We start from the raw sequence: 19,294 nt of genomic DNA, 5'->3' as shown, positions 1-19,294 counted from the left end.
CTTATCAACAGTCGAGAGGAAGGGCGTGCTCGTGCGACGTTTGGATCCCAAAACACCGAGCGAAAGTTCCGTGATCATGACCCAACTGGTTTTGCCCCAGAATACTAATCCGCAGGGCACCATCTTTGGGGGCGTGATCATGTCCTGGATGGATATCGCCGCCGGCATCTGTGCGCAAAGGCACAGCCGCACGGAAGTGGTCACCGCCGCGGTCGATACCCTGCATTTTCTGAGTCCGGTGAAAATCAGTTGGGTCGTGACCTTGAAGGCCACGGTCAACTATGCTCGAACATCAAGCTGTGAAGTCGGCGTTCGTATTGACTCGGAAAATCTGCTGACCGGCGAACAATTTCACACAGCCAGTGCCTACTTCACGATGGTGGCGCTTGGCAGTGACAAACGTCCGACCCGCATCCCGCCTCTGAAGCCGGAAACGGCTATTGAAAAGCAGCGTTATCAGGAAGCTGAATTCCGCTGGCAGGAACGTCAAAAACTGCGGAAACAGGCGCAGGACTGATCAGTCCTCCGCCGTGTTCACCATCCATCCAGAAAAGCCCTCAAGGAATTTCTTAAAACCTTCCAGATGCTCCACGGGAAATTGATAGCGTTCGGGCTGCTCCAAAACCCTATAAAAACAGGCCAGCCATTCACGGCGATGCGCGTCCGTAATACGAAACGGCAGATGCCGGGCCCGCATGCGCGGAGGTCCATAGGTCTGCATATAAACAGGCGGCCCACCCAAAAGCCCGATGAAAAACAGCGCGGACCGTTCCGAGGCCCGCACGAGTTCGCGCGGAAACATTCCTGCAATCGCCGATTCTCCGAGCTGCAGATAAAAATCACGCAGCATCGCCTTGATATTCTCTTCACCCATGGCGGCATAAATTTCGCGGCTGGGAGGCTCAGCACCACCCGGCCCGGAATCAGGGACATGCAGCGGGGAATCCGCCTTACGGAAAAACTTCTCAGTCATGGGAACACCTCCCGGTTGCCAGACTTGGGCATAGCCGGCCCCCGGGCTTTCGTCAACTGCGCCTTGGCCTAGAGCGGCAAAATGCTGCACTCATCCTTCGAAGCAATCCAGCAGATTTCCATGGACTGCGGTTTTTTGCTGGGATGATTGATAACAATTTGACGGCGAATACTCATCTCAGAGGGAATCCGCAGGGCTCCACTCAGCAGATGGTCGCGGCTGTAGACCGCCGGCCCGTATTGCGCGGACTGATGACTCTTGTGAATATCCCGACCGACGGCTGCGGTCGTCCCACCGAGCATGACCGCGGTGCCGGCGTTACTCGCTGCTTTTCCGGAAGCGCCCACCGCCACCAGGGCTCCGGTCAGGATCAGGCCGCTCAGAGCCATGGCTGTGTTGTGATCGCTGCGCTTTTGCTGAACGGCCATGGCATCCGCCAGGGCCTGCATGTCGTCAGCCGGCACAACCTTGACGTCCGCCTGATCCGGAAAGCGCACCGAACGAATTTTCAAATCCTGCCAGTTGCGGCTCTGATTTTCGAGGGTACAGACGATGCCCGAGATGCTGTTCGTTTGGATGTCCGCTCCATAGCTGCAGCTGACTTTGACGGGAGCCACGGCCAGTGGCACAGGCGTGGTCGCATGGGTGGTGACGCAGGCCGGAAGAAAGGACAAGAGAGCCAAGGTTGAAATGAAACGTGATTTTTGTTGAAAGTGTGACACAGGAACCTCCTTCGGCCGCCTCCCTTGCAAAGGATGTGCACCAAGGACTTCGCAGATTTCTTCAATCATCTTCACGGGCCTGCTTGTCCTGACCAGGATTGGCGCGTCACGCTTCGCACACACATGGTGAGGACCAGGCACAGAATTTTTTTCTGCAACACATCCGGGGTGGAGCCGCTGCTCCACCATCGAGGGGATCAACTTTGGAGTTTGGCCTGTACCAGGAGCTGGCCACCGATGGGTGGCTGCAGCCAGCGCGGCAGCCAACGGAGCGAACGCATGGGAGCCAGCATTTGCACGGTTTTCAGCCCGGTTTTACGGAGCAGAAAATCAAGGCTGTACCTTGAAAAAAGAATGCGGTGCTGAGGATCAAAGGCTCCGGACCAGCTGTCCGGTTTCAGCAGGCGCTCCAGGGACTGAACGTTCGGCGTCGTCAGATAAAGCGCACCGTTCGGGCTGAGGAGCTTCCGGCATTGTTCCAGAAAAGCCACCGGACTGCGCAGATGTTCGATGATGTCAAAGGCCAGTATCATATCAAACTGCTGCAACGGCAATTCCTTGAGCCAGTCCTCTCCATCGAGGTTGGCCTGCACAAAACGCCAGCTATTCGCTTCAAAGACTCCGTCCTTGGGTTTCTCAATATCAACTCCGACACTCACCAGCGCGCCCTGATTTTTGGCCAGACGGGCCAGAAACCCCGAACCGCACCCGAGATCGAGCAGCCGGGTACCGGCAAAGGATGTCACGCCCAGATTCTGCAGCCATTCCAGGTGCACCGCATCAGACACGCGCGGCGCGGGATTTTGAGCCAAAGGAAGCGAACCAGTCTGGGCCGTTGACATGAAAAGACTCCAAAAATAGCAGGGCAGCGATCGATGCTACTGCATCCCCTGCGGAATTGCAACGCGCCTCAACCCGACACGCGTTTGCGCGATGAAGGCAGAAGGAGCATCAGAAGCAATATCCCTTGATTCAAGGTTCCCTGCCGCCAGATAACGCCTTTCAGGTAGAGCCAAAGAGGCGACCAAAAACCCCAGCGTCGGAGCGAAACCGCTTCAATCAAGCGCACCTGATCCTCGCTGAGACGCGCCCGGTAGAGTTCCAGAAAATGGGCCACCATGGGTTCGGGACGGCGTTTGGTCCAGCGCCCCTGCCGGAAATTGCTCCAGCGCTGCTGCACGTCCTGCCAGCGCGAGCGCGGCGTTCCCAGGGAATTTTTTCCATGCTGCCGGTAAAGAATATGCGGCTCCGGATCATAGACCAGCGTGCCGAGCGCGCTCAGAACCAGGTAAGCCCACCAATCATGCGCCACGATCCGATCCGCCCGCGGCCGAACTTCCTGAAGGAGCTGGAGCGCCTCGGTGTTCAAGGCGATCGTGCAACCGGTCATCTGACTTTCAAGCAGGGCATTCCCCAGACTCCAGCGTGAGATCAGTGGCGATAGGTGCAAGGGCTGCAGCGTCTCATCCACCACCGATAGACGGCCAAAGTACAGAACGGGTCCCTTGGGAACCTTTTGCATGAGCCGACAGGCGGACTCCACCTTATGCGGCAGCCACACATCATCCTGATCGCAGAAAAAATAGGCACTGGCATCCGGTGGAGCCGCCGCGATCAGTTCCAGAAAGTTGCCGACAAAGCCCAGATTGGGTCCCTGCATGACCTGGAAGATGTTGGGATAGGTCGCGGCATAGTTCGCCAGAATTTCCATCGTCTCATCCTGCGATCCATCATCACGCACCAGGATGCGCAGGTTCTTGTGCGTTTGAGCAAAGAGACTCTCGATCTGCTCCCGCAGAAAAGGTTCGCCGTTATAGGTGGCCAGGAGTATCACGACCATATCACTCATGACAAAGCCTCACGCCAGGCCTGCAAAAAAGCCTCTTCCGTAAACATGCTGCGCACCGTTTCCCGTGCCCCCTGTCCCAGACGCTCCAGATTTTCCGGATGCAAAAGGAGCTGCCGGATGTGAGTGCGGAGTTCAGCCGGTGTTACGGCCACGAGTCCATTCACTCCGTGCACAATGGGAGAACTCGGATTGGCTATGGTCACGACCGGCAGACCGATATTCATGGCTTCGAGCATCGCCGTGTTATAGCCATCCCCTTCCGGCTGCTGAATCGTATACACATAGAAGTGTGCGGATGAAAAAAGGCGAATGAACTCCGCATAGGTTTGAGGTGCCACCGCAACGGGAATCTCGGGATTGCGCCCCAGAACGCGAATCGGAAATTCCCGCAGGAGCGGCCCCAGAAGATCCCAGCCGAGTTCCCGGCCGCGCGCGGCAATAGCGTTGCCGACCACGACCGGCACCACACCCTTGCTTTTCTCTGGCGCTAACAAGTCCGGAGGAAACGGCACCGGAAAGAATCGCACGACCGGCCCGGAAAAACCCCAGGTCATGCGTTTCCATTCACTGACCGCCACAAAGCGAAAGCGATGGGTCAGGCGATAAAGCCAGACCGTGGCGAGCTTGCCCAGGCTTTTCACAATACGCGTCGGCCGGTCCCAATAGAGGGGGATATGCGCGACAAAAATCGTGAGCACGCGGTTGATCCAGAACAGCCAGAACAGATTCTTCACCGTATGGGCCACGACCGCATCGTAGCCGCCCTTCTTCAACTGCGCCCTGGCCTCTTCAAAGTCGATCAGGCGGAAATTTTCCGGCGGCTGCCGATTGGCCGTGTTCCATGACAGGTCCAGCGGACCTTTTTTAATGACGATATCGAAGTGGTGCCCCAGCGGGGCCATGGCATTCAGAAAGGATTCATGATGATTGAAAGTCAGAATGCGCAATTGTTTGGCCACGATCAGTCCTTAATCGATAATACCAGCACCGAGACAGAGTTCACCGTCGTAGATCACCGCATACTGTCCCGGAGCGATGCCGCCATCCGGCTGTCCAAGGTCAACCGCCAGGCGGCCCTCCCCGAGATCCGTGAGACGACATTCCGTGGTGCGTTCGCCATGACGAATTTTCACGGTATAAAAACGTTCCAAATCCGGCTTCTCTTCCAGCCAGTGCATGCTGCTGACCGTAAAGTTGAGCTGCGGTCTTTGCAAACGCCCTTCTTCCGACGATACGTAGACAATATTCTTAACCGGATCCTTTTGCACCACAAACCAGGGACCGCCGCTCAGACCAAGGCCCTTGCGCTGGCCGATGGTATGAAACCAAAAGCCCTTGTGCTTTCCCAGAACCCTATCATTCGCGATATCGACGATATCACCGGGCCATTCCCCCAAATGGGCTTTGACGAAATCACTGAATTTCAGTTTTCCCAGAAAGCAGATGCCCTGACTGTCGGGGCGCGACTGGGTCGGCAGATCATACTGCGCGGCCAAAGCCCGCACTTCGCGTTTCGGAATATGCCCAATCGGAAACATGGCCCGATCGAGTTGCGCGCGGCTGAGACGCGACAGGAAATAGGTTTGATCCTTGATGGGATCGACGCCCTTCAAAAGCTGCTGATGCCCCTGATGCCAGCGCTGCCGTGCATAGTGGCCGGTGGCAATCCGCTCAAAGCTGTCATCGATGAGGTCGCAGAAGGCCCCGAATTTCACATTTTGATTGCAGAGTATATCCGGACTCGGCGTCCGACCCGCTCTCAATTCCGCAATGGAATGGGAAACGACCCGATCCCAGTAGGCGGTTTGCAGGCTGATGATTTCCAAAGGCACGCCGAGTCGATCGCAAACACCTTGCGCATACTGCAGGTCCTCTTCCCAGGGACATTGCCCCAGGTACTGCAGATCATCCTCGAGCCAGATTTTTAAATAAAAGGCCTGGATCTGGTGCTTATCTTCACGCACCAGCTCCGCCAGAGCCACGGAACTATCGACACCACCGGAGAGCAGCATGGCGATCTTCATAGAGATAACTTCCTTCTGAATCCATCGGTCAATTTCCAAGAGACCGTCTATGGCACCAGGACAGCCCTTTTAGCATGGAATAGCGGGGTCTGAAAGCCCTGTTTTCAGCTGAACGCTTGCCCTGAGCGAACAGGTTGCCTATGTTAAGCCGAACCCGGAACCAGGAGATGGGCATGGACATGGAAAGCCAGGATTTGACTGAACAGGACCGCGTCAAAAAGATTACGGTTGCTCAGTACAAGCATCATGAGGCCGGCCTGGACCTCGTGCTGAAGAATATGTCCCTCTACCTTTTGAATGAAGAGGATTTTGGGATCAATCCTGATCAATTTGACCCAGAACGCCACGAGCATGCGATTCCCAAATATGAAATGGCGCGTATCTATCTGCTGGTCTGCGCTCTGACCGGGGATGACCTCGGCTTTACGCCCGAGGATCGGGATGATCCGGTCTACCATATTTACGAAAAGGCATACCAGCGCAGCCTGGAGCAGGAAACTGAGCCGGAGCTGCTGCGGCGTCTCGACCAGATCGCACAGACCTGTGGATTTGTCCGCTCGGGGACCTGATATTTGTCCGTGATCCCACGTAAAAAGTCTTGGGCCAAGGGGGAAAAGCTGTTAAAAGGGGCGCGTTCCCCCACCTTGGACCAACTTTTACATTTGGATATCGACATGACTCAGCTTCCCGGCAAACCATTGGCCTTGATCTCGGTCACCGACAAAACCGGTATCGTCGACTTCGCCCGTTCCCTGGAACAATTGGGCTTTCAAATTTTGTCCACCGGCGGAACCGCCAAACTCCTTGCTGAATCCGGCGTTGCCGTAACCGAAGCCGGAGCGCATACCGGCAGTCCGGAAATCCTCGACGGTCGCGTGAAGACTCTCCATCCCAAAATTCATGGCGGCATTCTTTATGATCGCACGAAGGATGCTCATGTCGCGCAATGCCGTGAACACAGCATTCAATCCATCGACCTTGTGGTGGTGAACCTCTATCAATTCGCGGCCAAGGCCGTGGACCAGCAGCTCGATCTGCCCCAGGCGATCGAATATATCGACATCGGTGGCCCCACCATGCTGCGGGCCGCGGCGAAAAACTATCGCTTCGTGGCGCCGCTGCTCGACCCCCAGGATTACCCGCGCTGCCTCATGGAACTCAAGGCGGGGGGCCTGACGGATGAGTTCCGACGCTACCTCGCCGCCAAGACCTTCCGAGCAATCTCCGCCTACGACAGCATGATTGCCAGCTACTACGAAAAGAGTCTTGAAGCCGCCCCGACCGAATCCCTCGCTCCTTCCTACGACCTGCACCTCGAATCTCAACAGGAACTCCGATACGGTGAAAATCCCCATCAAAAAGCCCGGTTTTACCGCTCGAATCTGAGCCTCCGCGGTGGTCTGCAGGACGCCAGGGTTTTACAGGGCAAGGAACTTTCCTATAACAACCTGCTCGACTGCGACGCCGCTGTGCAGATGGTGGCCGATTTTCCCGAGTACACGGCCGTCACAATCATTAAGCACAACAACCCCTGCGGCGCCGCCCTCGGTCGTTCCGCGGATCGCCTTTTGGATGTTTATCAGCGCGCGCTCGCTGTGGATCCCAAATCCGCATTTGGTGGGATCATTGCCGTGAACAAAACGATCGATGCGGAAACCGCCGACGCCATGTCGCAGCTTTTCCTCGAATGCATCGTCGCTCCAGCTTTCAGTCCGGAAGCCCGCTCGGTGCTGGCCAGCAAGAAGAATCTGCGTCTGCTCGAACTTCCTTATCTTTTGCCTCAGCACAGCGTCACGGCTCCGAAACAGCTGGACATTCGCTCCGTGCTCGGCGGTATCCTGATTCAGGATCGCGATCAGGTGCGGGCTGAAAAAGGCCGCTGGGAAGCCGTGACCAACCTGAAACCAACGGAATCCCAGGCCGAGGACCTCACCTTCGCCATGCGCCTTTGCAAGCATGTGAAGTCGAATGCGATCGTTTATGTGAAGGATCTCGTCACGGTCGCCGTCGGCGCGGGCCAGATGAGCCGCATCGATAGTGCGACCTTCGCGGCGGAAAAAGCCAAGGAATTCGGTCGAACCGTCCAGGGATCCGTGATGGCCAGCGACGCCTTCTTCCCCTTCCGCGATACGGTGGACCTGGCGGCCAGGCTCGGCGTAAGCGCCATCATCCAGCCCGGTGGTTCCATGCGGGATGAGGAATCGATTCAAGCTGCGAATGAACATAAAATTGCGATGGTCTTCACCGGCGTTCGCCACTTCAAACACTAAAAATGAAAAAGCCCGGTGGGGAGTCCCACCGGCGTTCGCCACTTCAAACACTAAAAATGAAAAGGCCCGGTGGGAAATCCACCGGGCTTTTTTTCAATGACGCAAGGCTTTGCCTAAACCGGGTATGATCTGTCCCACAAACCACTTGGAATTCTGCACGCTGTTGGCATCCGATCCAAACGTTTGCCCGCTGAAATTCCGGGTTCCCGCCTGACAACGTCCATACAGAATCGGACAGGTGTCCAGCGGGTAGGACTCACCAAAGAAAACCGTGGTGCCGATCAGTGAATTCAGGGGCGAAAGATCGGACACGCTCGTCCCGCTCATATCGAGCTGAGTCAAAGCCTTCAGATTTTCGATCCCTTTGAGGTCCTGTAACGGATTGTTGCGGAGCGAAAGCGTCTGCAGGGCCGGCAGCTCCGTGCGAGCGCCAATCGATTCCACGCGACCATTCTCCATGACATCAAAGGATCCTTCGGAATCCAGGGTCAAAACCTTCAGCCCGGGATGCGACAGCGCCTCAAGACTGGTCCGCGGAAAATCCGTGTAATTCATATTCACAAGCTGCGGCATCTTCTTTATGAAGTCGAGCCGCGTCTGGACAAAGCCCAGGTCCAGGTTTTTCAGCGCCGGAAGACCGGCCAGAACATCCGAGCTTGTCAGAACCGCATGACGAATCGTCAAACTCTCCAGCTGGTTTAGACTTTTCAGAACCCGCGTATCATAAAGAGCGGAGCGCGCTATGTATTCACTCACTTCGCCCTGCACCATAAGCGAGCGGGCATCCTGGAGGAGCAGCTCAAGATGAAGGCAGGTTACATCTCCGTAAAAAAGGACAGGTAGATTCTGACTCCGCAGCAGAGAGGTCACCATGGGAGCATAAACATAAGTCCTGTCTTCCACCGTATTGCGGCAGTAGTCACCGACCGTTTGAGGATTCAAAACCCGATCCAGGGTGCACGTGATACCGCTGGGGCATGTGGCATCCGTCAGCGGATTGTCGCGCAGGTCCAGGGTCTTCAGGGCAGGCAGTTCCTTCAAAGGTTTAGCACTTTGGAATTGGTTGCCATCGAGCACGGCGTTCGTCAGTTCAGAAAAACCGGCAGGAGGCAGATGCTCCGACGTCAGACCATTCAGGGACACGTTCAGGTCCTGAATACCCTTGTTTTGAAAGAGTTTCATGAGATCCGGCCGGGCCAGGGCTTCGCGACCAATGGTCAGGGACCGAAGGGATTGAATGGCCTCACTATCGAGCCACTTCAGATCGGTGGCCTGTTCGGAGCGAATCTCAAGGCTGTCCAACGCGATGGGGCGAGGCAGCTTGATTGGCGACTGATAGTTCCAGTTGAAAACACGCAGGTTCTTCAAGGCCGCGAGACCGCTCAAATCCAAGGTCACATCGTCCTTGCCCGCCGTTGCCGTCAGGTCCAGTCCTTCGAGCTGCGACAGGGCCGCGGCCGGAAGGGTCTGCAGCTCCGCGGCCGTGTAGTTCGCAAGATTCAAAGTCTTCAGACTGCGTCCGAGTTTTTGCAGAGCCTGGAAACTCACCGTCCCGGAATGCCCATCGCGGGGCGCGGACAGGACGAGGGAGGTCAAGGCAGGTAGCCGGGATGCGGCTTCAATGCCGGCAAGGGCCGCCTCTTCCTTCAGCAACAGGGTTTTCAAACCGGTCCAGGTCGCCAGCGGGCGCAGGTCGAGCGCCTGATCCTTGAAATACTGGGCCTTCGTTGTACTCAAACTGAATTCAAGCAGACTTTCCTGTTCCACGAGCGCCTGGGAAAAGACGCCATCATTATAAATACGAATGAGTTCTTCAGGCTGAAGATCCCGGTAGTGGTTCTGCAACAGGGTGCTCAGCAAATGGTTGACGGTGTTCCAGACTTCATCATTATGATAAGGATACTGAACCCATTCCGCCCAGGTCTTCGGCTCGGCGACTTCCGCTGCTCTGGATTCCCCCTGGATCAGGACAGGCGGCGTGCTGCGATCCGGATTGCTCTCCGGTTTTTGCTGGAGCTCCTGACTCGATGTCTTCTGCAGCCAGGGAACATAGTCGCCCATGAAGGTATAGATATCACTGCCCGACTCGCAGGACTGGGAGGGATCCTCATAGCTTTCGGGAGTCAGGTAAATGGTGGCGCCATTGGTGACACCAATCAAATACCAACGGTCCTCAATCCTGGCATAAGCCGGTCCACCGGAATCACCATTGCAGGCGCCGCCCAGACCCTTTTCTGCATCTCCTTTGAAGACGAGGAGACTCATCAACCTTGGGGAATCGTAATACCTGTCGAGGGCGGTATTGGTTTCCAGGAGCTCGTCATTGCAGGTATACAGCAGGCAATTGGTTTTTTCATAGCCATAGCCTGCCAGGCGGATTTCCTTGGCTTCGTTCAAACGGGCAGGATCCCGCAGGATTTCCATAGGTTGGAAGCGTGCCGGCACCTTCGTTTTCAATTTCAGCCAGGCGATATCAAAGTTGGGAAATGCGGCGTCGCCATAGGGCTTATAAGTCTCCACCTTGTCCACGGCGATCTTTTCCATCACGCCGTTCGGCTGACCAAAGACCACATAAAAACCTTCTCTTTTGTGCACGCAATGGGCGGCCGTCACGACCATATCATCGGCGACGATGCTGCCCGTACAGAAGGTGGAGAAGCCATCCGAACTGAGGCCCACGACGTTGTTCAAGGCCGGACTATCCGGTCCCAGAGGACGTCCCCGGATGATATCAAGATCGCTGGTCGCGGCGCGATCGCAGGCGCCGGTCAGACTCAAAAAAGCCAAAGTGGAACTGAACGTGATAAGTTTCGAAAGTTTCATCGTGAGCCTCAACCTTGCTGCGGAACGAATTGATTCAAGCGGCCTTCCACAAAGCATCCCGTTTTTACGGAATAGCTTCCCAGCTTATCCACCGTGTGGACGTCCTGGGATAAACCGCCTGGAATGCGGCTGAGACGCAGATAAGTGCCGCCACGGCCTTCCATGAGGTAAAGGATATCGGGATCCGTCTCGTTCACACTGAAGCCAAGCATGACCTTGGCATTTCGTGGAGCGCAGCTGCCCTTCACGTGTTCCAGTTGAATCTCGCGCGGGCTCGCCTGAAACGTGCCCTTGAACGTATGACGTTCGGCCACGATCTGGCTTTTGCCCTTGCCGTAGATCAAAAGGCTCATCAGCACCTGACCATCTTTTTGAATCGTATAGGTCACGTTCCCAAAGTAATTGGGATCCGAAAAGTTCGATTGCCAGTCACCAATCATGGATTCCCAGGGCAGTCCCTGCGAGCCCGGAGCTGGCGTTGGGGTCACTGTGGGTAGAGGAGTTGGTTCCGGATGGACAGGCTGAGTCGGTGCAGCTGGTGGCTGACTCTTCCGGCTGGAAGAGGAGGAACAGGCCGTGAAAATGCTGACAAAAACCAGCATCCCGGTCGAAATCAAATGCTTACAGGGCATGGCGCGCTCACGTTTGGGGTGAATCCATAGGTCCAGCTATCAGAACGTGGAGGTGCCCTCTATATTGCAAAAAAAGCCTGGAGGTCAAGCCATTTAGACTTACCGAACGTAAGTTTTCCCGCCCGACTCTCCCTAAATCCCGTGTCCCCCAATTTATTCGCGCTGTAAGAACCCATGACAGCTCAGCGGAATCCTTGAGAAATCGAACCCTTTTATAGTTTTCGATCCTGTAACCGAATGAACTCTTAATCGGTGTGAGGATGGTCCAAACACCAGAACAATAGAGTAGGAGCCTCACATGAGCATTGCCCGCCATCTGACTCTTGCAACCTTCCTTATGGGAAGCTGCCTCTTCACAACGGCTTTATTGGCCCTAGAGAATGAAGTTGAGACAGATGAGGGACTCGCGGCTTTCGTCTATGGCGGTGAATGTAGCCAGCTGGCAAAGTTCACCCGTCTCCAGATTCAGGCCGTGACCCATGCGGTGCATGCAGAAAATTTCGATCGCTTCTGCTTTGTGCAAGGCATTTATAGTTGCAGCGATTATACGGCACTGCTCCAAGGAGCGGGCACGCTCGTAGAAAACGATAGTTTCGGCTGTAACTTCGTGCCGGCCAGGCGTTGAGATCAGACAACTGAATAGTTCGTAAGCAGGGCGGTCGTCGAGGAGACGACCGCCTTTCTCTTTGTCAGGACTTAAAGAAGTTTTGCGGCTTTCGAGGCCAGTTCACTCCGCTCACCCTTCTGCAGGGTCACGTGCGCGGCAATCTCTTCCTTGCGGAAGCGTTCGATCACATAGGTCAGACCATTGGTCTGCGAATCGAGGTAAGGGTTATCGATCTGGTAAGGATCACCCGTCAGCACGATCTTGGTGCCTTCGCCGGCACGGGTCAGAATGGTCTTGATCTCATGCGGCGTCAGGTTCTGTGATTCATCCACAATGAAATACTGCGCCGGCAAGGAACGTCCGCGGATATAGGTTAGAGGCTCGACCGCCAGCATGCCCTGATTGATCAGCTCCTGATAGCTCTTGTTAAAGCGTTTCTGCCGTGAACCCGGCGAACCGCCCAGAAGCAGGTCAAGATTGTCGTAGATGGGCTGCATCCACGGATTGAGTTTCTCATCAATGTCACCGGGCAGATAACCGATATCCCGGCCGAGCGGGAAAATGGGGCGCGACACCAGCAATTTCTGATACTGGTCCTCGTCCGTGGTTTTCACAAGGCCGGCGGCGATGGCCATCAAGGTTTTGCCCGTTCCGGCCTCCCCGCTGATGGTCACCAGCCTGATTCTATCGTTCAGGAGACACTCCAACGCCATGGCCTGTTCCATGTTTCTGGAGTAAATTCCCCACACGCCCTCATTCCGGGGCTCGATCATCTTGATCACATCTTCATTCGCATCGTAGATCCCAAATACGACCGAACTCTTGTCGTTTTGGTCCTCGAAAATCACAAACTGATTGGGGTACAGCTTCTGATCCGGGAGGCGGATTTCGCGATTCGTATAAAAATCGTTGATCACATCCGGGGGAACGGTCACCGTGACAAAGCCCATGTAGAGGTGGGAAATGTCCACCTTGTCCGCCGCAAAGTCTTCAGCCGCCAAACCGAAGGCATCCGACTTGATACGCAGGTTGGTATCCTTGGTGATGATCAGCACCTTGCGCGTATCGCCGAACTGCTTCTGCAGCGTGAGTCCAATGGCCAGGATGTGGTTGTCCGTGCTGCTGGCCAGGAGCTCAGGCAGGATGTCCATGTTGTGACCAAGATACACGTAGAGCTGTCCGGAATCTTCGCGGTTGTCGAAGAGTTTAATGCCGGACGAAAGAGTGCCCTTCATTCTCAAACGGTCCAAGATACGGGATACTTCACGGGCATTGCGGCCGATATCGCTCTGGTCCTTCTTGAAGGTATCAATCTCCTCGATGACGGAAATGGGGATAACTACGTCGTTATCGTCAAATTTAAAAATGCTGAGGGGATTGCTCAATAGAACGTTTGTATCCAGTATGAAGACTTTCTTCATCAGGGGCCCTCGTAGCTTGTTGACTTGTATGGCTCTTTCTCACCATTAGCATAATTCTCAGGGCACCAAAAGTCGCGATTCGTGAATTTCCTAAAAAAAGGCAGTGCCCTGCCTGCTCTTTCTCCGTTATAGGGCCTTCCCACCTGGAAAGTAAAGACGATGACTGTCGCTGACAAACGGTGCCGCTCGGGTTATGCTGGGGAGAATGAACTTTCTTCGTCAGCCGGAGGCAGGACCCATGGCAGAGGCTACAGATCTCCTCTATCAACTCAATCAGCAGTCGCGCTCGCTCTTTCAGGAAAGACAGGTCATCCTGAGTTTCAGCGGTTTTCTCCGAAAGCTGCGGGAACGCCCGATTCCACTCATTCGCAACTCCTCCCAATATCTTTACGACACCTTCAATTACTTCGGCCGCACCGAGGCAGGCAGTGGCTTCGAGGACTGCGCACGCTGGAAAGTATTTGACATCGGCACGCATAAAAACGTCCCCATCGTGGGATCGGAAGGCGTCCAGGATGAGATCTATAAAGTCATCACCGGCTTTGTCCGGCAGGGCTACTCCAACAAACTCATCATGCTGCACGGGCCCAACGGTTCCGCCAAGACCTCGATCATCGAATCCATTGGCCACGCCATGCAACGCTACTCAGAGACCGAGGACGGCGCGGTCTATCGATTCAACTGGATCTTTCCCACCGACAAGTCGCTCACGTCCAAAGCCATGGGCGCGGTCGGACCGATCGGCTTTACCGGCATGCGGGACGATGACAGCAGCCTCCGCGAGGATTCCTTTGCTTTCCTCGACGAAAGCAAGATCGCTGCAAAAATTCAATCCGAATACAAGGAAAATCCGATCTTCCTGCTTCCCATGCCGCAACGGGCGGAATGGCTCAAGAAATGGATCTCCGAGGATACCGGCGTTCCCGAAGCCGAAATTGAAATCCCGCAGCACATTCAGCTGGCCGGTCTCTCCAAACGCAACCAGTTGATCTTTGAAAACCTCCTGGCCGCTTATGATGGGGATCTGGGAAAAGTTCTGCGCCACGTGCAGGTCGAACGCTTTTTCTTCTCCAAGCAGTATCGGGTCGGGATCGGCACCGTCGAGCCCCAGATGTCGATTGACGCCTACGAAAAGCAGCTGACGATCGACAGGAGCATTGCCAACCTGCCGCCCGTTCTGCACAACATCAGCTTTCATGAAGCGGAAGGCCCCTTGGTCGAAGCCAACCGCGGCATCCTTGAATTCTCGGATATGCTGAAGCGCCCAATCGAAGCCTTCAAATATCTGCTGACAACGGTGGAAAAGGGCTCTGTGAACCTGCCGTCCTCCACGACCAACCTTGATATCGTTTTCTTCGCCAGCACCAATGAAAAGCATCTGGACGCTTTTAAAACGATTCCTGACTTTGCCTCGTTCCGCTCGCGCTTCGAGCTGGTGACCGCTCCTTACCTCCTGAAGCCAAGTTTGGAACAGCAAATCTATGCCCAGGATGTCAAGGCGCTGGCGAAAAGCAAGCCGGTGACACCACACGCCCTCGAGATGCTCTGTCTTTGGGCGGTGATGACCCGTCTGAAGCAACCCAACCCCGACTACTACGATTCCAAGTATCGAGCGCTGATTGCCCGCCTCGATCCGCGGCATAAGGTTCGACTGTATGAGGGCGAATCCTTGATGCCACTCTTCAAGCCCCAGGAGGAGGCGACCCTGCGGGAACTTCGGCGGGCTATTCTGGATGAATATCAAAACGTCGTGGCCTATGAGGGGCGTTTTGGGGCCTCGCCGCGTGAGGTGCGCAGCATCCTCTATCGCGCGGTGCAGAATTCCAAATATACCACACTGACGCCAATGGCTTTGTTTGACGAACTCGAGCGCCTCGTCAAGGACCGCACCGTTTATGAGTTCCTCCAGCTGGAGCCACGCGGCAAGTATCACCAGCCTCAGGAATTTATCACGGTCTGCAAGCGCGATTTCGCCGACATCTTCGAACGGGAAGTCACTGCGTCCATGACTCTGGTCGACGAAGAGCAGTACGAAACGCTCCTGAGCCGTTACATTGAAAACGTGGTGGCCCAGGTGAAACGTGAGAAGATCTATAACAAGATCACGGGCAACTATGAGCAGCCCAACGAGAACCTGATGCGGGACGTCGAACGCATCCTGAAGGTCAACGGGCCGATTGAAAAGCACCGCGAGGCGCTGCTCGGTCGGATCGCGGCCTTCAAGATCGACAATCCCGTGGCTCCGATCGTGGTCAGCAGGATCTTCCATGAGTACATGGACACGATCAAGCAGCACTACTATGAAGAGCAGAAAAAACAGGTGGAGGATAACTTCAAGGTCATGATGGTCCTTGGCACCGATGAAGCCAAGAACTACAAAGAGGATGATCTGCACCTCGCGACGAGCACGTATCAGAATCTTGAAAAGCGTTTTGGCTATCCGCGCGACGCGGCCTACGAAAGTCTGAAGTTCCTTCTGACCTTCCGCAGCCAGCAGGCCTCCAGTTGATCGCAATCCGAAGCTGTGGGCTCAGGCCCACAGCCTTCATGCCACCAGCACCTTGCGCCGCAGCATTTCCGCCAAAAATCCCTTGCCGTTCTCGAGAGCCTTGACCGCAGGATTCATCAAAAGGTTGGCATCCAGTTCGCGGGATTTTCCAGCAAAAAGGTCCAGCACAGCTTTTTCCGCGGCCGTGATGCCGAGCGTCCAGTCCATCACCTTGCTGCCTTTGCGCGGGTAGTAAAAGATCATATAGGGCTTGTCCTGATAAAACTGATCATGCGGCGACTGCCGCGGATTGCTTTCAATCCGGACCTTGCCGCTCAAAGCAAAGGTTCCTTCCGGCAGATACCAGAGTTTCCAGTAGGCTTTGAGCACATCCTGCCAGATCACGCTGGGACGCACGGTGTCACCGCCCGAGTCCTCAAGATCCTCGGGATCGATCTGATCCTCCAGACGTTTGGGAACGGCTTTCACCATGGCCTTATCGAAGCGCGCGGACTCGCGGATGGGCTGACTGTTGGCGATCTCCCAGAGGTTTTCACGCTCGCGCACGATGACCGCGGCGCAGGCCCGCATCAGTTCCTTTTCGCGACCCAGCCAGTCTCCCCAGAGCAGCTCCCTTGCCGAATCCTGCCAGCCCTGCTGACCTGAGGCTTTATGAATGTTCCTGCCGAGCTGATCGAAGGCCTTGAAGTAACGATCCAGGTCAAAGCCCGCCTGCTCCAGAGCCCACTGACCCAGAGCCATTTCCACCTGACTGCCCAGGACCTGGAGCTGATCCCAGAAGCCTTCGCCCGCGTCCCCGTGATCCTTGTAGCAAAAGAAAGTGGAACACACGGCGTTGCGAAACGCATGGATATTGCAATATCCCGTGCTCTGATCCAGGTTCGGGCACAGCACCTTTTCACTGCGACCGAAGGCATCGCTCTGCAAATCATCCAGATAATCCACCCACTGGGCGGGCGCGTAGTGCATGCCTTCGGGAATCAGCATGCCGCGATCCATGATATTATCCAGCACGCGCTCGCCGACCGGCGTTTCCAAAGCGAGGCCGAGCAGAAAATTGGCGACGCGTGGATGATAGGTACAGCAGCGATAGTCAGCCCGGAAGCCTTCATGCGAGGCCTTGGGGCAGTTCATGCAGGTCGCGCGACGTTCCTCCGGAATCTGCAGTCCGAACAATTCGCGCGGCATCATCGCCGTCCAAATACCAGGAAAATTGTGACTCCCGAGCCGGGACGGACGCAGAAAGGGATCGTCTTTTTGCAAGAGAGCTTTGAATTCATTCATGGCAAGATGGTCCGGTTGGAGTGTGTCTATGAAAGGCGGCAAGGCTATCGAAATTCGTGGCCCGTGTCCAGGACTCCCCTCGGAGGATAACATGAAATGACGGATGATCTCGAATCGAAACTCCGCGCTGTCAAGTCCCAGCTCCCCGCAGCCCGGACCCAACTGAGTGAAGCCGCGAAGGACGAGCTGATCCGGGCCGTCGGAGGCCCGCGGACAGCGGAAAGTATCCGCAAGGCCATGAGCAAATTACCCCACGAACGGATTCCCTGGCTATTCAGCAGTCTGGACAGCCAATTGGTCGTCGATATCATGAGCAATGATATGGAAGCGGCCATAGCCCGGGCCAAAGCGGGTCAGAACCGCGAACATTCATGAACTACGCACTTTTTTTCATGGACGACCCTCCGTCGGGCCGTTATATTAAGGTTGCCAAACCCGGACTCGGCCGTATGAGCATACGTGGTCATTGAATGGCTGAGCCATGGGTTTTGCCAGGTTCCAAAGAACCGATCGAGTTAACGAATAGGAGTAAGATCTTTTTGAAAGTACTAGAGCGTTCTGACCTGAGAACCATAAAAGAGGTTCGACTTGTTGGCGAAGGTCGTAATGACATTGTCACAGCAAGTGAAGCACTTCGCCTCGCCGAAGAAGAGGGACTTGACCTGGTCTTGGTGAGCGCCCCGGAAGTCAACCCACCCGTTGTCCGGATTGAAGACTACAAAAAGCTGCAGTACGAGAAAAAGAAAAAACAGAAAGCCAATCGGCAGACTTCGGATCTCAAAGAGATTCAGCTGAAAGCCAATATCTCGGATCACGATCTGCAGACCAAGGTGAACAATATCGATCGCTTCCTTGAACGCGGGGACAAGGTGAAAATCGTCGTCCGCCTGAAAGGTCGTGAACGCGACAATCCTCAACGCGCCCACGATTTGATCGACAGAGTGATCGGCACTGTCACGATTGCCTGTAAATCCAACAAGATCCCAGGCCCCATCGCGACCGCGATCCTGGAGCCCGCTAAATAATCGCTTCCATAGAGTCTGATAAAACACCCGCGTCGCCTATGGCAACGCGGGTGCTGGCATTTGCACCCACATAACTCTCCTCATTGGATACCTTCCCTTCCTTCGCTATCATCAGCCCATGACCAACACTTCGTCCGAAAGGAGCGGAATATGACTCAAGAGGACAATCGTGCCGTCGACGCCATCTGGAAAACTGATCTGGAGCATGCCAACGAAAAATTGGTGCTCTATCATTTGGCCAGTAAGCATGAACTGGGAGACCGTTATTCGTCTGCATGGAAGAGTTTGGATCGTTTTCTGGACGAGTTCCAACCACGCTGGTCGCACCTGAAGGACATCAAGGAGGCCACGCAACTGAGCGATGTGAAACTGCAAAGAACCATCGAAGCTTTGCAAAAAAGGGGCTATATTGAAAGTCAGCCCAACAACGAAGTCCGGCATCAGGGAGGACTCGACGCCTTTGTCTATGGCATTAAGCCCAAAATTTTTGAAGACTATCGTCTCAGTCAGGGCCGGAGGAAAAAACAGGCTTGATTGGGAATCTGCGTTGATGACCTGCGGACTGTGGCTTGCTGTTTCCTCAGAAGCCACAGCAGCCGTTCCTCTGACGACCGCGCGCATCGGTCTGGGCCCATCATGGGTGCAAGCCTCGGATCGCGATATGACCACCTGGGGCAGCTACGGAGCCTTTCGTTTTGGAGCCTTTCAGGAGCGCCTGAACCTCATCGCCGGTCTTGATCTGACCGCATACCTTATCCAGGACGCCCCCGACAAGGGATGGCGTTACGATATCCACGGCAACGATGTCCTTTTTTTTCTGGGTTATGCCCGGGACTCCTGGACCCTTTGGGGTGGGATCGGGGCGGGCCAAATGCGGATCTACGATCGCGAGACGCCGCAGGAAGGGAATGAGGGCGATCCGATTGTCAACGAGTATGATGAACGCAGGGCGCATCGCTCCATCAGTCAGGTCACGGAAGCCGGGGCGAGCTATGACCTGTATCGTTCCCACTATGGGAAAATTGATGCCAGCCTCACCTGGAGGCGCATGGTGCCCGAGAAAGGCTGGCGTTCAGCTTACGCATTGTCTATGATCGACTGCCTGCAATTTGAAATCGGCTTTAAGTTGTTGGGCTGGTGATCCAGCGCATAGGT

At 55.3% G+C, this 19,294-nt stretch carries 19 protein-coding genes; 9 read left to right on the top strand and 10 right to left on the bottom strand.

Going from position 1 to position 19,294, the window contains the following annotated elements; genetic code table 11:
* The first annotated feature begins 31 nt into the window (after positions 1-31).
* Positions 32-517 carry an acyl-CoA thioesterase gene (locus tag OLTU_RS06475; RefSeq protein WP_218109880.1) on the top strand — a complete coding sequence of 162 codons (486 nt, stop codon included), beginning with the start codon at positions 32-34 and terminating at the stop codon, positions 515-517.
* Here the strand turns inward: OLTU_RS06475 and OLTU_RS06470 are convergent, their stop codons facing one another.
* The 6 genes from OLTU_RS06470 to mnmA form a co-directional block, all read right to left on the bottom strand.
* Positions 518-973, bottom strand: a complete 456-nt coding sequence (locus OLTU_RS06470) for a globin domain-containing protein (RefSeq protein ID WP_141731937.1) — start codon at positions 971-973, stop codon at positions 518-520.
* A gap of 68 nt (positions 974-1,041) precedes the next feature.
* Complete coding sequence (locus tag OLTU_RS06465; protein WP_141731936.1) at positions 1,042-1,695, bottom strand: hypothetical protein; 654 nt, start codon at positions 1,693-1,695, stop codon at positions 1,042-1,044.
* Positions 1,696-1,892: 197 nt separating this feature from the next.
* On the bottom strand, positions 1,893-2,537 hold the full coding sequence (locus OLTU_RS06460; RefSeq protein WP_141731935.1) for a class I SAM-dependent methyltransferase: 645 nt from the start codon (positions 2,535-2,537) through the stop codon (positions 1,893-1,895).
* Between the two features lie 68 nt (positions 2,538-2,605).
* Entirely contained in the window at positions 2,606-3,544 is a 939-nt protein-coding gene (locus OLTU_RS06455; protein WP_141731934.1) for a glycosyltransferase family 2 protein, read from the bottom strand.
* Positions 3,541-4,503 carry a glycosyltransferase family 4 protein gene (locus OLTU_RS06450; RefSeq protein ID WP_141731933.1) on the bottom strand — a complete coding sequence of 321 codons (963 nt, stop codon included), beginning with the start codon at positions 4,501-4,503 and terminating at the stop codon, positions 3,541-3,543. Before OLTU_RS06450 ends, OLTU_RS06455 begins: the two co-directional genes overlap by 4 nt.
* Before the next feature lie 9 nt (positions 4,504-4,512).
* Positions 4,513-5,568 (bottom strand): tRNA 2-thiouridine(34) synthase MnmA, encoded by a 1,056-nt coding sequence (mnmA, locus tag OLTU_RS06445; protein WP_141731932.1) that lies wholly within the window; start codon positions 5,566-5,568, stop codon positions 4,513-4,515.
* A 173-nt stretch (positions 5,569-5,741) separates the two neighbouring features.
* Between mnmA and OLTU_RS06440 the strand changes: the two genes are divergently transcribed.
* Both OLTU_RS06440 and purH read left to right on the top strand, forming a co-directional pair.
* Positions 5,742-6,137, top strand: coding sequence for a hypothetical protein (locus OLTU_RS06440; RefSeq protein ID WP_141731931.1), 396 nt, complete (start codon positions 5,742-5,744; stop codon positions 6,135-6,137).
* A 105-nt stretch (positions 6,138-6,242) separates the two neighbouring features.
* Positions 6,243-7,838 carry a bifunctional phosphoribosylaminoimidazolecarboxamide formyltransferase/IMP cyclohydrolase gene (gene purH, locus OLTU_RS06435; RefSeq protein WP_141731930.1) on the top strand — a complete coding sequence of 532 codons (1,596 nt, stop codon included), beginning with the start codon at positions 6,243-6,245 and terminating at the stop codon, positions 7,836-7,838.
* Between the two features lie 93 nt (positions 7,839-7,931).
* On the opposite strand, the gene OLTU_RS06430 is transcribed toward purH, so the two are convergent.
* Together OLTU_RS06430 and OLTU_RS06425 are read right to left on the bottom strand one after the other, a co-directional pair.
* Entirely contained in the window at positions 7,932-10,661 is a 2,730-nt protein-coding gene (locus OLTU_RS06430) for a trypsin-like serine protease (protein ID WP_176736386.1), read from the bottom strand.
* 8 nt (positions 10,662-10,669) lie between these two features.
* Positions 10,670-11,293, bottom strand: coding sequence for a hypothetical protein (locus OLTU_RS06425; RefSeq protein ID WP_141731928.1), 624 nt, complete (start codon positions 11,291-11,293; stop codon positions 10,670-10,672).
* A gap of 298 nt (positions 11,294-11,591) precedes the next feature.
* Between OLTU_RS06425 and OLTU_RS06420 the strand changes: the two genes are divergently transcribed.
* Positions 11,592-11,918 (top strand): hypothetical protein, encoded by a 327-nt coding sequence (locus tag OLTU_RS06420; RefSeq protein ID WP_141731927.1) that lies wholly within the window; start codon positions 11,592-11,594, stop codon positions 11,916-11,918.
* A 71-nt stretch (positions 11,919-11,989) separates the two neighbouring features.
* On the opposite strand, the gene OLTU_RS06415 is transcribed toward OLTU_RS06420, so the two are convergent.
* On the bottom strand, positions 11,990-13,321 hold the full coding sequence (locus tag OLTU_RS06415) for a PhoH family protein (protein WP_141731926.1): 1,332 nt from the start codon (positions 13,319-13,321) through the stop codon (positions 11,990-11,992).
* Between the two features lie 238 nt (positions 13,322-13,559).
* Here OLTU_RS06415 and OLTU_RS06410 point away from each other — a divergent pair, with 238 nt between their 5' ends.
* Entirely contained in the window at positions 13,560-15,830 is a 2,271-nt protein-coding gene (locus OLTU_RS06410; protein WP_176736385.1) for a hypothetical protein, read from the top strand.
* Positions 15,831-15,866: 36 nt separating this feature from the next.
* Here the strand turns inward: OLTU_RS06410 and OLTU_RS06405 are convergent, their stop codons facing one another.
* Complete coding sequence (locus OLTU_RS06405) at positions 15,867-17,114, bottom strand: hypothetical protein (RefSeq protein WP_141731924.1); 1,248 nt, start codon at positions 17,112-17,114, stop codon at positions 15,867-15,869.
* Between the two features lie 96 nt (positions 17,115-17,210).
* Between OLTU_RS06405 and OLTU_RS06400 the strand changes: the two genes are divergently transcribed.
* The 4 genes from OLTU_RS06400 to OLTU_RS06385 all read left to right on the top strand — a co-directional run bounded on the left by OLTU_RS06400 (position 17,211) and on the right by OLTU_RS06385 (position 19,280).
* Complete coding sequence (locus OLTU_RS06400; RefSeq protein ID WP_141731923.1) at positions 17,211-17,489, top strand: hypothetical protein; 279 nt, start codon at positions 17,211-17,213, stop codon at positions 17,487-17,489.
* A 164-nt stretch (positions 17,490-17,653) separates the two neighbouring features.
* Positions 17,654-18,139, top strand: a complete 486-nt coding sequence (gene infC / locus OLTU_RS06395; protein WP_176736384.1) for a translation initiation factor IF-3 — start codon at positions 17,654-17,656, stop codon at positions 18,137-18,139.
* A gap of 150 nt (positions 18,140-18,289) precedes the next feature.
* Positions 18,290-18,673 (top strand): hypothetical protein, encoded by a 384-nt coding sequence (locus OLTU_RS06390; protein WP_141731921.1) that lies wholly within the window; start codon positions 18,290-18,292, stop codon positions 18,671-18,673.
* 16 nt (positions 18,674-18,689) lie between these two features.
* Complete coding sequence (locus tag OLTU_RS06385; protein WP_141731920.1) at positions 18,690-19,280, top strand: hypothetical protein; 591 nt, start codon at positions 18,690-18,692, stop codon at positions 19,278-19,280.
* Positions 19,281-19,294 lie beyond the last annotated feature (14 nt).

Origin of the sequence: Oligoflexus tunisiensis, assembly GCF_001748245.1 — a bacterium.
Classification (GTDB): Bacteria; Bdellovibrionota_B; Oligoflexia; order Oligoflexales; family Oligoflexaceae; genus Oligoflexus; species Oligoflexus tunisiensis.
This window is presented reverse-complemented; position numbering and strand designations above follow the sequence as displayed.